At 69.6% G+C, this 13,279-nt stretch carries 11 protein-coding genes and 2 pseudogenes; 9 read left to right on the top strand and 4 right to left on the bottom strand.

Features of this window, described 5'->3' with window-relative positions:
- Window positions 1-52 precede the first annotated feature (52 nt).
- Both OHA11_RS24715 and OHA11_RS24710 read right to left on the bottom strand, forming a co-directional pair.
- Window positions 53-598 carry a flavoprotein gene (locus tag OHA11_RS24715; RefSeq protein ID WP_266499785.1) on the bottom strand — a complete coding sequence of 182 codons (546 nt, stop codon included), beginning with the start codon at window positions 596-598 and terminating at the stop codon, window positions 53-55.
- Window positions 595-1,866: a helix-turn-helix domain-containing protein gene (locus tag OHA11_RS24710; protein WP_266499782.1), complete on the bottom strand. Its 1,272-nt coding sequence runs from the start codon at window positions 1,864-1,866 to the stop codon at window positions 595-597. The genes OHA11_RS24715 and OHA11_RS24710 overlap by 4 nt, the downstream gene beginning before the upstream one ends.
- A 175-nt stretch (window positions 1,867-2,041) precedes the next feature.
- Here OHA11_RS24710 and OHA11_RS24705 point away from each other — a divergent pair, with 175 nt between their 5' ends.
- From OHA11_RS24705 to OHA11_RS24675, 7 genes and pseudogenes are all read left to right on the top strand, one after another.
- The gene (locus tag OHA11_RS24705; protein ID WP_266499780.1) at window positions 2,042-2,479 is read left to right on the top strand and encodes an ATP-binding protein; all 438 of its coding nucleotides are present in this window, start codon (window positions 2,042-2,044) and stop codon (window positions 2,477-2,479) included.
- Window positions 2,480-2,481: 2 nt separating this feature from the next.
- Window positions 2,482-3,318 (top strand): annotated as a pseudogene (locus tag OHA11_RS24700) (UDP-N-acetylglucosamine 1-carboxyvinyltransferase); the annotation flags it as partial.
- A 46-nt stretch (window positions 3,319-3,364) separates the two neighbouring features.
- Complete coding sequence (locus tag OHA11_RS24695; protein ID WP_266499778.1) at window positions 3,365-4,417, top strand: serine hydrolase; 1,053 nt, start codon at window positions 3,365-3,367, stop codon at window positions 4,415-4,417.
- Between the two features lie 31 nt (window positions 4,418-4,448).
- A pseudogene (locus OHA11_RS24690) lies at window positions 4,449-4,606 on the top strand (thioredoxin-disulfide reductase); the annotation flags it as partial.
- A gap of 347 nt (window positions 4,607-4,953) precedes the next feature.
- On the top strand, window positions 4,954-5,727 hold the full coding sequence (locus tag OHA11_RS24685) for a polysaccharide deacetylase family protein (RefSeq protein ID WP_266499775.1): 774 nt from the start codon (window positions 4,954-4,956) through the stop codon (window positions 5,725-5,727).
- Between the two features lie 164 nt (window positions 5,728-5,891).
- The gene (locus tag OHA11_RS24680; RefSeq protein ID WP_266499774.1) at window positions 5,892-7,427 is read left to right on the top strand and encodes a fused MFS/spermidine synthase; all 1,536 of its coding nucleotides are present in this window, start codon (window positions 5,892-5,894) and stop codon (window positions 7,425-7,427) included.
- 376 nt (window positions 7,428-7,803) lie between these two features.
- The gene (locus tag OHA11_RS24675; protein ID WP_266499772.1) at window positions 7,804-9,444 is read left to right on the top strand and encodes a GMC oxidoreductase; all 1,641 of its coding nucleotides are present in this window, start codon (window positions 7,804-7,806) and stop codon (window positions 9,442-9,444) included.
- A gap of 103 nt (window positions 9,445-9,547) precedes the next feature.
- On the opposite strand, the gene OHA11_RS24670 is transcribed toward OHA11_RS24675, so the two are convergent.
- Window positions 9,548-10,309 carry a DeoR/GlpR family DNA-binding transcription regulator gene (locus tag OHA11_RS24670; RefSeq protein ID WP_266499769.1) on the bottom strand — a complete coding sequence of 254 codons (762 nt, stop codon included), beginning with the start codon at window positions 10,307-10,309 and terminating at the stop codon, window positions 9,548-9,550.
- Between the two features lie 89 nt (window positions 10,310-10,398).
- Here OHA11_RS24670 and OHA11_RS24665 point away from each other — a divergent pair, with 89 nt between their 5' ends.
- Entirely contained in the window at window positions 10,399-11,637 is a 1,239-nt protein-coding gene (locus OHA11_RS24665; RefSeq protein ID WP_266499768.1) for an MFS transporter, read from the top strand.
- Between the two features lie 82 nt (window positions 11,638-11,719).
- Window positions 11,720-12,388: an HAD-IA family hydrolase gene (locus tag OHA11_RS24660; protein WP_266499767.1), complete on the top strand. Its 669-nt coding sequence runs from the start codon at window positions 11,720-11,722 to the stop codon at window positions 12,386-12,388.
- A gap of 85 nt (window positions 12,389-12,473) precedes the next feature.
- Here OHA11_RS24660 and OHA11_RS24655 read toward each other — a convergent pair whose 3' ends face one another.
- Window positions 12,474-13,259: an FHA domain-containing protein gene (locus OHA11_RS24655; protein ID WP_266499765.1), complete on the bottom strand. Its 786-nt coding sequence runs from the start codon at window positions 13,257-13,259 to the stop codon at window positions 12,474-12,476.
- Window positions 13,260-13,279: the final 20 nt, after the last annotated feature.

Raw genomic sequence — 13,279 nt, 5'->3', positions numbered from 1 at the left:
GGCACGCTCCAGGGCCTGCAGTTCCTCGCCCTTCCCGCCCCTCGACGGTTGCCTATCGCATCTTCGGAACCAGCAGCTCCAACGCCTCCTCCCAACGGAAACGGTCCGCCCCACCACCGGCCTTCGGCCGGTGAGGCACGTAGCCGCCGATCAGGACACCCATCTCACGCAGTTGGCCCAGACTCCGGCGATAGGCGGGGTGAGCGGCCTGGGCCGAGTTCACGTACGGCAGGACTGCTGTGGGGATGCCCAAGCCGTACGCCTCGCACAGGACGCCCAGGGCGAGGGTGTCCGAGATGCCGGCGGCCCACTTGTTGACCGTGTTGAACGTGGCCGGTGCAACGACGATCGCGTCCGCGGGCGGCAAAGGGCGGGCCTCCCCAGGCGTGCGCCAGGCCGAGCGGATCGGGTAGCCCGTCTGTGCCTCGATCGTCTCGGTGTCGAGGAAGCCCAAGCCCTGTGGGGTGGCGATGACGCCGACGTCCCAGTGCCGTTCCTGCACAGTGTTGATCAGCTTGCCGACGTCACCTGCGATGCCACACGCGCAGACGACGACGTACAGGAAGGGCTTCTTCTCCGGGGCGTTCGGCTCGGTCACGCAGGGACTCCCAGTTGGCGGCTGAAGCGGTGCAGTTCCGGCAGGGTACGGCGGTGGTCGCGGGCGGCCATGTCGGCGACCAGGTCGCGGACGGCGGGGCGGCGGACGTCTTGGGCGGCACAGGTCTCGGCGATGCGAAGGGATTGGTAGCCATCGGAGAGGCGGCCCTGCTGGCTGTAGGCGCGGGCGGTCTCCACCCATAGGGCGGCGCGGCGTTCGGGGACGGGGATGTGGCGGCGCATGAGGGGGCGGGCTGCCTGAAGGGCGAGCCCGGAGTCGCCGAAGGCCACCAAGGCGCTGAGTTCGTGAAGCGCTACGTTGGTGGGGCTGAAGTTGGCCCATGCGTCGGGCTGGTCGAGGGAGACATACCGGGCCACTTCCTTGGCCTCGGCGAGGAAGTCCCCGGTGGCGGCGCGGTCGCCTCCGCCACTGGCCGCGGTCACGCCGCGCAGCAGCAACAGTCCTACAGCCGCAAGGTACTTCGGGGAGCGTTGGTCGTAGGAGCCGGTGAGTTGGTCGGCTGTGTGGCGGACGAGGGTGACGGCTTGAGTGGTGTGCTTCTCGCGGGCCAGGACGTGGGCCTGCACGCGGACGCTGGAGGCGAGGACGACCGGGTCCCCGGAGCGTTCGGCTTCGGCCATCGCACGGCCGACGGCGAGCCAGGCATTTCCCTGGTCATGCTGTTTGAGCAAAAGGCTGGTCGAGGTCTGGTACGCCGTGGCCAACAGCGCGGACAGGATGTCGCTGTCCACCGCACCGCTGGAGGCGAGCCGCAGGTCGGCGATCAGGCCGGGGAGAGAGCGCTCCAGTTCCGTGTAGTCGCAGGTGTAGAAGAGCCTGCGGGCCGCGCCGACCCGCTCGCGGAGCACCGTGGTGTCCATGGGAGGCCCGATGCTCGTAGGGCTCAGGCCCGGGAGGAGCGCCCGGACGAGGTCGTCGTGGGCCGCGGCTGAGGCGGCCGGAGTCGCGAGTGCGGCGATGCTCGCGGCGAGGAAGGTTCGGCGGTGCATGTCTTCGGCTTCAGGATCGGTGGCGGAGACATCGGGCGCAGCGGCGAGGCCCAACTGCTGTGGCGGGATCTCAAGTTCCTGTGCGACGGCACGCAGAACGCGGATGTCCTCCGTACCGCGGCCGCCCTCCAAGCGACTCAGCTTGGACTGGTGGTATCCGAGCGCGGTGGCGACGTCCTTCTGCGAGCGTCGCCGTAACACCCGTGCCTGACGGATCACTTCGCCGATCCGTCTCGCTTCGCTGTGTGCTTCGGCCACCTGCCACGGCCCCTTCCGCCGTCGCCGATCCTGCCTGCTCAACCGAGCGTAGATCAGCCGTATCGCGCGGTGATGCAGCTTCTGCATGACCGATGCGGCGCAGGCACCTGGGCCAACCACCCACCGCGACGGGCTGGTTGCGTGGTGTGGCCGCACCAACCTCGGGAGGCCGCTCATGGCAGCGCACCAGCTCACTTTGTCCGTACCCGCCACTCCAACCGCGGTCACCGCCGCCCGGCACCAGGCCGTGGAGGCAATACAGCGCTGGGAGGCGGAGCTGGACAACGAGGTGGTGGACATGGCCGCGCTCACGATCAGCGAGTTGGTCACCAACGCGGTCCGCCACGCCGGTCCCGGCCAGATCTCGATGACTGTGCGGCTCGTCGAAGCCGTCCTGCGCGTCGAGGTCTGCGACTCCAGCCCGGTGTTGCCCCGGTTCGGTCTCCCGGACGAGTGCAGCGAGAACGGCCGCGGTCTGTTCCTCGTCGCCGCCCTGGCCGACCGGTATGGCGCCGAGCCGACGCCCGCGGGCAAGCGGTGCTGGGCCGAGATCGCCCTGGCTACCACCCCGGATCGGGAGATCGCTATCTCCCTTCCCCTGCAGAGGAGTTGACCATGACAACCACCGCTTTCACCCCGGCCAGGGCTGCCGAAGTGATCGCCGTACGCCCCGGTCCCCCGCTCGCCAGCACCGTCACCGTGGACGGCTCGAAGAACGCCGCCCTACCACTGCTGGCCACAGCGGCAGCCCTGGGCCGCCCGGTGAGGCTGAGCAACATCCCGGCCAACACGGACGTCCAGATCATGCTCGCCCTGTTGCAACAGGCGGGCTGGCACGTCGCACAGCCTGTCGGGGAGCCGACGACCGCGGTACTCCTGCCGACGGAGAGCCGATGCACATCTCCTGTACTGGCCCAGGCCGCTCACATCCGCGCCTCGTACTACCTGGTGCCCGCCCTGCTCGCCCGCCATGGTGAGGCACGGCTGCCTTGGCCGGGAGGCTGCCGGATCGGCGCGCGCGGGATGGACCTGCACTTCAAGGTGTACGAGGCGTTCGGGGACCGCAGCGCGATGGACGACTCCGGCTACCGCGTCGAGTCCGTCGCGCCGCGCATCGGCAGCGTGTCCCTGGTGCTGCCGTTCCGCTCCCGCGGGGCGACCGTGGCCGCCGTGCTGCGCGGTGTCACGACCGGCCGCCCGTTGAGGCTGAGCGGGCCCAACCTCTCTCCGGAGGTCCTGTGCGTGCTCAACGCACTGAACTCGGTGGGCTGGGAGACCCGGACCGACGAGCATCTCCTCACTCTTGCACCGCCGTCCTCAGGTCAGAGCAACGACATCGCCTGGGATGTACCCGGCGACAAGATCGAGGCAGGCACACTGGCGTGCGCGATCGCGGCGACCAGAGGCACAGCACGCATCGAGGGGGTGCGCGGCAAGGACGTCGGCCCGCTGGGCACTGGGACACCACACAGCACGGCCCACGATCGATCGGGAGACCATGGCGCTCGACCTCGATACCGACGGCATCCAACAACTCCTCCAGGACGGCGTCCGCGACAAGGTCCACCCAGGCGCCGTCTGGGCCGTCGGCGACAGCCTCGGCACCACGGCCAGCGGCACCGCGGGCGTCCTGGATCCCGAGCGGCCCAGCGAGCCCATGCGGCACGACACCGTCTTCGACGTAGCCAGCCTCACCAAGATCCTCGCCGTGTGGTCGACGATCGGCTGCCTCGTCGAGGACGGGAAGCTCCAACTCGACGCGCCGTTGGGCGACTTCTGGCCCGAGGTGTACGGGCACCCTCTGGCCCAGGTGACCGCTCGCCACCTGCTCACCCACACCGCCGGCGTCCCGCTCCGGGCCAACCTGAAGAACCTGTACGGCACCGATCCCCAGGACGTCCGCGACGGCGTCCTCCGCGAGGCCGCGCATCGGCCACCAGGCGAGGCGGTCGAGTACACCGACCGCGCCGCCCTCATCCTCGGCTACCTCGCCGAGCACCTCTCCGGCCAGAGCCTCGACGACCTCGCGACGCACCACGTGTGGCACCCCCTCGGCATGCCGCAGACCCGCTTCGGGCCGTTGCCCACTGTCACAGTCCGGCGCTGCGCACCCACCGAACTCGACGACGGCACAGCAACCCATCTCAAGGGCACCGCTCACGACTTCTCCGCCCGCCTGCTCGGCGGGGTGTGCGGCATCGCGGGCGCCTTCTCCGTCCTCGACGACTTCGCCACGTTCCTTCGCCACCTGCTCGCGCCGACCAGGTCCGTCGAGGCTCCCGGATTCGGCGCGGACTGGATCAAGGAGTCGTTGCGGATCCACACCGGCGAACTGACTCCGCCCCGCGGCCTGTTCTGGCACCCGGCCCCTGGCACCGCGCCAGAGACCGACGACATCTGGGTCCACTACGGCTTCACCGGCACAGGCATCTGGATCTCACCCGGCAAGGACCGATGGGCGACTCTGCTCACCAACAAGCTCTACTACACCCGCGACCGCGAGCCGCTCACCCACGTCCGCAACACATTCCGCTCGTTGGCCTTCGCCTGAGCCGAGTCGGTTTCAGAGGTCGGCCAGGCGACTGACCGGCGGCATCAAGACCGTCACCGACACCACAGGCACCGTGCACCGCGCGAAGACGGTGATCGTCGCGATCGGCCCCGGCTACCGCAAGCTCGGCCTGCCGCAAACAAGGACGAGCTGTCCTGTCGGGGCGTGTCCTGGTGCGCCATCTGCGACTTGCTTCTTCTTCCACGACCGCGACCCTCTGGAATGGCCCCGGCGCGAGCGGCGGTGTCCGCCCGGCGGCATCACCGACGTGAGCGGTACTCCACTCGGCTGAGGACGTCGGCTCTGGCGGGCCGTCGCGGTGCGCGCGCCGTTGGCGGTGGCGGTGCCGGGGAGGCGGGGAGGCGGGATCTGGCCGAGCGGCCTGAGTCTGCCCGCTGCTCGCTCGGTTGTCCGGGAACCACCCCGGAATTGTCCTTGGTCGGTAACCGACGCATCCAGTGGCCGCCACTCCTCGTCCTGTCGGATGGTCGCGAGTTGACCAAGGAATCGGCGAACTGTGTGAAAGCGGGGCGGACATGGCACGGCACAACGGCGGGCGGGGCTGGTACGGCAAGGTGCTCGGCGCGGCGTTCGGGGTGGCGTTGCTCGCCACCGGTGCCTCGATGTGGACCGCGCAGGCCGGTGCCGTGGGCGGTTCGTCGCCGAAGGCGAACGCGTCGGCCACGCCTGGCAGTGACGTCAAGCCGGTCGCGGTGACCATCGCGCACGCCTCGGACAAGGGGGCGCGCGGCGTCAACATCACCATCGACGACGGTCCCGACCCCGTGTGGACCCCTCAAGTGCTCGACGTGCTGCGGGAGTACGGAGTGAAGGCCACGTTCTGCATGGTGGGGACGCAGGCGCAGGCCCACCCGGACCTCGTGAAGAAGGTGGTCGCGGCCGGACACCGGCTGTGCGACCACTCGGTGTCGCACGACACGACCATGGACAAGAAGTCCCAGGCCTACCAGTCGCAGCAGATCCTCGACGCCGAACGCATGATCACCGACGCGTCCGGGGGCGTACGACCGATGTACTACCGGGCGCCCGGCGGGGCCTTCACCCCGTCCAGCCGCGCGCTCGCCGCCTCCCGCGGCATGCGCCCGCTGGGCTGGAACGTGGACAGCAAGGACTTCGAGCGGCCGGGCACGGACGCCATCGTCGCCACCGTCGAGCGGGAGGTGCCGAACGGGCCGACGCTCCTCTTCCACGACGCGGGAGGCGACCGCTCCCAGACCGTCGAGGCCCTGCGCCGGATCCTCCCCCGGCTCACGGAGCAGGGCTACTCCTTCGGCTTCCCGGTGCACTGAGCCCCGGCCCAGACACTGCGGTGCCACAGCGGTGTCCTGACGCCGGCCATCGTGTCCTTGAGGATGGCGGCCGTGAACCTTCCCGGTCACAGCACCAGGTGGCTGAAGGAACGAGGATTTCACCGTGCTGTTCCGTCGATGAGTCGCATGCGAGGATGGCGCCCGTGACCGGATCGTCGTCCTCGCCTGTCGCCGAGGGCCCGCCTCGCGACTACGGCCTGGGTTCCCGTGCCGCTGCCGCGCTTGTGTTCGGGTCTTCGGCCGCGGTCCTGGTGGTCGAGATCGTCGCCCTGCGGCTGCTGGCTCCCTACCTCGGTCTCACCCTTGAGACCAGCACCATGGTGATCGGCATCGCCCTCACCGCGATCGCCCTCGGCTCGTGGCTGGGTGGGCTCGTCGCCGACCAGGTCGATCCACGTCGGCTCATAGGTCCTTCGCTCGGGGTGTCGGGAGCGGTCGTGGCGGTCACCCCTGCCGTGCTGCGCACCACCGCCGAGTGGGCGCCGGCGTTGCTCTTTCTGATCGCGTCGCTGACCATCCTCGTGCCGGGCGCGCTGCTCTCCGCGGTGACGCCGATCGTGACCAAGCTCCGTCTCACCAGCCTCGCCGAGACCGGAACGGTGGTCGGCCGGCTGTCCGGCGTCGGTACCGTCGGCGCCATCTTCGGCACCGTCCTCACCGGCTTCGTCCTCGTATCGCGGTTATCGGTCAGCGGCATACTGATCGGCCTCGGAACACTACTGGTGGTCGGCGCGGCGCTGGTCGAGTGGCGAACGCGCGGCTGGAGCGGCACCCCTGCCCTCACACTCGTGGTCGTCGCCGGGGGCCTCGCCACCACGGTCGCGCCCGGTGCCTGCGACACGGAGACCAAGTACCACTGCGCACGGGTCGTCGCGGACCCCGACCGGGACAGCGGCCGCACACTCGTTCTGGACGGCCTGCGACACTCCTACGTCGACATCGACGACCCGACCTTCCTCGAGTTCGCGTATGTGCGCGCCATCGCGTCGGTGGTCGATGCCGCCTTTCCCGAGGGTGAGCCACTGGTCGCCCACCACCTGGGCGGCGGCGGGCTCACCTTTCCCCGTTACCTCGCGGCCACCCGGCCCGGGACGCGCAGCCTTGTGTCCGAGATCGACAGCGGGGTCGTACGCATCAACCGCGACCAACTCGGTCTGGGACCGGAAGCCGGTATCGAGGTACGCGCCGAGGACGGCAGGCTCGGCCTGCGGCGACTGGACGCCGGTGGTCGTGACCTCGTCGTCGGCGACGCCTTCGGGGGTGTCAGCGTGCCGTGGCACCTCACCACGGTGGAAGCGATGAGAGACGTGCGGCGCGTGCTCGACGAGGACGGCCTGTACGTCGCCAACCTCATCGATCACGGTCGTATGGACTTCGCACGTGCCGAAGTGGCCACTCTCGGCGAGACCTTCGAGCACGTGGCCCTCGTCGGCGAACCCGCCGATATCGGCCTCGACCCGACCACCACGCCCGAGGGCGGCAATCTGGTGGTGCTCGCCTCCGACCGACCAGTCGATCTGCGCGCGACCCAGGAAGCGCTGGACGCCCGGCGAACCGGCTGGAAGATCGCCACCGGCGAGGACCTCACCTCCTGGATCGGCGATGCCCAACTGCTCACCGACGACTACGCACCCGTCGACCAGCTCCTCCAGCCCTCCAGCCCACGGAGCAGACGGTGACAGGACACGCGTCCAGGTCCCGGCGACGCATCTGAACAAGCTGCCCCCCACGCACAAGGTGCCGACGGACGGCCCCGGCGGGCACGTCGGGCTCGTCAGGCTCGGCGGGCAAACACACGTCCCCGTGTGACTCCCTGAGGACGGCGGCGATCTCGTCCGGCGAGGGAACCCGCACGCGGCGAAATCGCAAAGGGATCAGCTCCGCAAGGCATGATTCACGATTTTGAATTGATGCCAGAGGGAGGGGTGCGTTATCGGTTAATTCCTGAGGCGAAAAACCCGTTCAAAACACTTAAGTTACCCGTAGGTTTCTCGTGACTTATTTCACTCCTCTTAGTAGAACTCGTTTCGATTATGCAAGAGGAAGGAGATCTACGTGGGCACCAGACATGCCAACACACTGCAAGGAAGAGGTTTGACCCGACGCCGAATAATTGGAGGAACTGGTTCTATTCTAGGCGCCGCCGCTCTGGGCGCATTGGACATCCCGACCGCCGCCGCGCTCCCCCGGAAGGCCGACCTGATCGAACCCGGCGCACAGGTCACCGCACTCGTGATAGGAACCGGATACGGGGGTTCCGTCACCGCACTGCGACTCGCACAGGCCGGCGTGGACGTCCACATGGTGGAAATGGGCATGGCCTGGGACACCCCGGGAACGGACGGGAAGATCTTCGCCAACACCGCCAGCCCCGACTACCGGTCCTTCTGGCTGCGGACCCGCACCAAGCAGCCGGTGAGCCAGTTCCTCGGCTTCCCGCTCGACAAGGACGTGCCGAAGTACACGGGCATTCTCGATGCCGAGGACATGGGCGGCATCATCGTGTACCAGGGCCGGGGCGTCGGAGGTGGCTCCCTCGTCAACGGCGGTATGGCGGTGACGCCCGACCGGTCCCGGTTCCCCGGGGTGCTCCCCTCGGTCGACGCCGACGAGATGTACGACGTGTACTACCCGCGCGCGAACAGCGCGCTCGGCGTCGGCACGATCGACCCGGCCTGGTTCGAGACGACGGACTGCTACCAGTACGCGCGCGTCGGCCGCAAACACGCGCAACGGTCCGGTTTCCCGTTCAGGTTCGTCCCCAGCGTCTACGACTGGGACTACATGAAGCGGGAGGCCGCGGGGACGGTGCCCAAGTCGGCCCTGGCCGCCGAGATCCTGTACGGCAACAACTACGGCAAGAAGTCCCTCCAGAAGACCTATCTCGCGCGGGCCCTCGCCACCGGCCGGGTCACCATCTCACCGCTGCACAGGGTCACCACGGTGACGCCGGCCACCGGCGGCCACTCCGTGACCATCGAGCAGCTCGACACGAACGGAGCCGTCACCACCACCAAGACCGTGCTCGCCGAGCGGGTGTTCTTCGCCGCCGGAAGCGTCGGCACCAGCAAGCTGCTGGTCCGGCTGAAGGCGACGGGCGCGCTGCCCGGCCTCAACAGCGAGATCGGCAACAGCTGGGGCGAGAACGGCAACGTCATGTGCGGCCGGGCCAACCACCTGTGGGACCCGACCGGAGCGCTCCAGTCGTCGATGCCGACATCGGGCATCGACAACTGGGCCGCGGGCGGTGCGTTCGCGGAGGTGGCGCCGCTGCCGACCGGTATCGAGACCTGGGCGTCGTTCTATCTGTCGATCACCAACAATCCCCACCGCGCCCGGTTCACCTGGAACGCGTCGACGGGACAGGTGGAACTGAACTGGCAGACCGCGTGGAAGCAGTCGTCCATCGACATGGCGAAAACCATCTTCGACAAGATCAACGCCACCGAGGGGACCATCTACCGCACGGACCTCTTCGGCGCCTACAAGATCTGGGGCGACCATCTCACGTACCACCCCCTGGGCGGCGCGGTCCTGAACAAGGCCACTGACAACTACGGCCGCCTGCAAGGCCATTCGGGTCTGTACGTGATGGACGGCGCGCTGATCCCCGGCAACGTCACCGTCAACCCCTTCGTGACCATCACCGCGCTCGCCGAGCGCAACATCGAGAAGGTCATCGCCGAGGACTTCTGACACCGTTCCCGCGTCCCGTCCGAGCGCCGTCCGAGCGCCGTACGGGCGCCCACAGGTGTCCGTACGGGCGCCGTACGGACACCTGTGGGGCCGTCGCTTCCCATCAGACGGCCCTGACGACGACCCCGGTGCCTTCGAGTGCCGTGACCTCGTCGGCCGGTGCCGTGGTGTCGGTGACGAGGGTGTGCAGGAGTGTGGCGGGGCCGACGTGGGCGTAGGCGGTGTGGCCGAGCTTGCTGCCGTCCGCCGCGACGATGATGCGGCGCGTGGCGGCGATGCCGGCCTTCTTCACGGCCGCGTCGTCGAGGTCGTACGCGGTCAGGCCGTCGGCCGCGCTCAGACCGCAGCAGCCCATGACGGCGGTGTCGAAGCGCAGCGCCGCCAGGGACGTGAGGGTGAGAGGGCCGGTGAGGGCTCCCTCGGCTGCGCGCGGCTGCCCACCGGGGACCATCAGCGTGGCCGGGCTCGGGCCCTCGCCCAGTACGTGGACGGCCTGCAAGGACAGGGCCATCACCGTGACCGGCCGGCGGCGCAGCAGGTGGGCGATCTCCAGGCAGGTGGTGCCGCTGTCGAGGAGGACGGTCTCGCCGTCGGCGATGAGCGAGGACACCTCGGCGGCGATGCGGCGCTTGGCGTCGACGGCCTCGTGGGCACGCAGTGCGAAAGGCGGCTCCTGGCCCCTGAGCAGCAGGGTGCGCGCCCCGCCACGGACGCGCTCGAGGACACCTTGCGCGGCCAGCGTGTCGAGGTCGCGCCGGATGGTCATCTCGGAGGTGCCGGTCAGTTCGGCGAGCTCCTGGACCGTGATCCTTCCCGACTCCCTCACGGCCTGCGCGATCATCCCGTGCCGGTCTGCGTTGCTCATGCCGCGATTGAACACCACACGAAACGAACATTCAATGTGTGCGAAGTGCCAGTATTCGATCGCATCAGATGTTCGTTACGGTGGATTCCATGAATCATCCGCTTCGGGGCGCCCGCGTCGCGACCTTCGTCTACTTCAGCCTCTGCGGCACTCTGATGGGCACCTGGGTGGTGAACATCCCCGCCATCGAGGAGCGCGTGGGCATCAGTCACGCGACGCTCGGGGGGCTGCTGGTACTGCTGGGGCTGGGGGCCTTCATCGGTATGCAGGTGGCCGGGCGTCTGACCGACAGGCTCGGGGCGCGCATCGTCGTCCCCGCCACCGGCGTGCTGTGCAGCGCGGCCCTGGTGCTGCCCGGCCTTCCCCGGGAACCGTGGACGCTGGCAGGTGCCCTGCTGGTCTTCGGGTTCTGCAACGGCTGCCTGGACGTGAGCATGAACGCCCACGCCGTGCACGTGGAGAAGGCGTACGGGCGGCCCGTCATGTCGGCCTTCCACGCCACGTTCTCGGTCGGCGGCGTCCTCGCCGCGCTCGTCGGAGCTGCCACGGCGAGCGCCGGTCTGAGCCCTGCCGCGGGCATGGCCGCCATGGGGACCCTGGGCATCGTGACCGCCCTGGTGTCGGCACGCGCCCTACTGCCGGCCGCGCCTGTGGCTGCCGACACCGACGCCGACTCTGCACGGGAGGCCGACTCCACGAGGGAGGCCGGGCCAGAGGCGGCGGCCGCCGTGCGCCGCGGCACCAGCGGGCGCATCTGGATCCTCGCCGTCCTGGCTCTGATGGTCATGCTGTGCGAGGGAGCCGCCAACGACTGGAGCGCGCTGCATCTGAAGGACGTCCTCGGCGCGCCCGCGAGCACCGCCGCCTTCGCGTACGGCACCTTCGCGGCGACCATGACCATCGGCCGGCTGCTCGCCGACCGCCTCGTCGCCCGGTTCGGGTCCATGGCGATCCTGCGCTACGGCGCGGCGACGGCTGCCGTCGGCATCGCGATCGTGACCGTCTTCCCGTGGACGTGGGCCGCGTTCGCGGGGTGGGCGCTGTTCGGTCTGGGGCTGTCCGGCTGTGTCCCGCAGCTGTTCAGCGCGGCCGGGCACGCCGACCCCTCCGCCGCGGGGGCCAATGTCTCCCGCGTCGCCGGGCTCGGCTACGTCGGCATGCTCGCCGGCCCCGCCGTCATCGGCTGGCTGACCCACTTCACCGCCCTGAACCACACCTTCGTACTGCTGATCCTGCTGTGTGCGATCACCGCTGTGGCCGCCGGGATCCTGCGCACCGATTCCGACCGCACGCGCCGCACGCGCGAGATGGCACACGGCAGCCACTGACCGCCTGTGCGGCACGGCTCACTCCGTGCCGCACAGGCTTTTCCTCCCGCCCCGGCCGCCAGAACCCGGAGGAACCCTCACCATGCCCACCGACCGACGCATCGTGCTGTTCGACCTCTTCGGGGTCATCGCCCGCCTCCAACGCCCGGGCGCCCTGGCACAGATGGCCGCCCGCTGTCACGCACCCACCGACGCCTTCACCACGGCCTACTGGGCCTGCCGCCCGCCCTACGACGCCGGTCAGCAGTCCGCGCCCGAGTACTGGACCGCCGTACTGCGATCACTGTCCCCGTCCCCGCCCCTGTCCCTGTCTCTGTCCCCGTCCCTGTCCATCGACGCCGACACGATCGAGGAACTGCGCCTCACCGACATCGACAGCTGGTCGCGCGTGGACAACCGGATGGTCGCCTACGCCCAGTCCCTCCGCGCCGTCACCGAGGTCGCCCTGCTGTCCAACATCCCCTCGGACCACGCGGACGCCTTCCTCGCAGCACAGCCCTGGCTGCACACCTTGGACCACGTTGCCTTCTCCGGGAAGATCAAGGCGGCCAAGCCGGCCCCGGCAGCCTTCCATCACTGCGTCATCGCCCTGCGGGCCGCCCCGGCCGACTTCCTCTTCGTCGACGACCGCGAGGAGAACGTACGCGCCGCGCAAGCCGTGGGTATGAACGGACACGTCTTCACCGACCGCGACGAGTTGGCAGCCGTCATCGACACCTGGTTGCCCACTCGACGCCCCACGCGGAAATGACACCTGACACCTGACACCCGAGACCTGACACCTGACGCCCGAGACCTGGCACCCGAGACCTGACACGAGGCACCGTGAGCACGCGTCAGGCGGCGTCGATCAGGGCCAAGTCCATCGGTACGAGCGTGGTCGACGACAGCAGTGCGCGGATCAGGTTGTCGTTGAGGGCGTTGCCCAGGGGCTCGCCGAGTTCCTCGCGGGTCAGCCAGGGCACTCCGTCGCGGGACAGCCGGGTGCGGACGCCGTTGACCAGGTGCTCGACGCGCTTGTCCGTCCAGCCCGCGTGCGGTTGCGACTCGGCGAGTTCGGCGGCGGTCTGTCTCCAGGTCAGCGGCTGCGGCCGGGGCTCGTGCAGCAGGTACCGCCGGCCCAGCACGACGAGGGCGAGCTTCTCCTGCTCGGTCAGCACCCACACCCGGGGCGGGCGGGTGACGTCACCGTGTCGCGGCAGTGGCCGCTCGCCCTCGGGGCCGGTGACGAAGACCTCCAACAAGTGCTCGCGGCCACGTGAACCGCCCACGAACAGCGGGGTGTAGCCGATGTCGAGCGCCAGTGGCTCCTCGCCCCGGAACAGCAGGCGGGCCCCGGCGCACCGGATCGGCAGCCGCCCGGCGTTGCTCACCCACCAGCGGCCGTCCCGGTGGGTGAGCGTGCCCTGGTGGCGGCTGAGCTGGGGGTCGTCCTCGCCGAGGCAGACGTGCACCTCGGGCCGGTTGCGGCCGAACAGGACCTCGCGCCCGTCCCCGGGTCCCAGCGTCATGCCTCCGGTCAGTGCGAGGGCGAAGAGGGTGCCGGGCAGCGGCGCGGACGCGCCCCGGGCGAGGCTCCCGTGGGTGGCGGGCAGGAACCGGCCGCCGCCCGAAGCGGGCATTCCCCGCTCGCCCGGCCGTC

This window comes from Streptomyces sp. NBC_00878, assembly GCF_026341515.1.
Lineage (GTDB): Bacteria > Actinomycetota > Actinomycetes > Streptomycetales > Streptomycetaceae > Streptomyces.
The sequence above is the reverse complement of the archived record's forward strand: the minus strand, read 5'-3'. Positions and strand labels throughout refer to the sequence as shown.

What these genes read in the sequence shown, in the direction of transcription:
- OHA11_RS24670 (WP_266499769.1), bottom strand. Translation starts at nt 10,309, where the DNA reads ATGAGCAACGCAGACCGGCACGGGATGATCGCGCAGGCCGTGAGGGAG.
- OHA11_RS24665 (WP_266499768.1), top strand. Translation starts at nt 10,399, where the DNA reads ATGAATCATCCGCTTCGGGGCGCCCGCGTCGCGACCTTCGTCTACTTC.
- OHA11_RS24705 (WP_266499780.1), top strand. Translation starts at nt 2,042, where the DNA reads ATGGCAGCGCACCAGCTCACTTTGTCCGTACCCGCCACTCCAACCGCG.
- OHA11_RS24655 (WP_266499765.1), bottom strand. Translation starts at nt 13,259, where the DNA reads ATGCCCGCTTCGGGCGGCGGCCGGTTCCTGCCCGCCACCCACGGGAGC.
- OHA11_RS24660 (WP_266499767.1), top strand. Translation starts at nt 11,720, where the DNA reads ATGCCCACCGACCGACGCATCGTGCTGTTCGACCTCTTCGGGGTCATC.
- OHA11_RS24685 (WP_266499775.1), top strand. Translation starts at nt 4,954, where the DNA reads ATGGCACGGCACAACGGCGGGCGGGGCTGGTACGGCAAGGTGCTCGGC.
- OHA11_RS24695 (WP_266499778.1), top strand. Translation starts at nt 3,365, where the DNA reads ATGGCGCTCGACCTCGATACCGACGGCATCCAACAACTCCTCCAGGAC.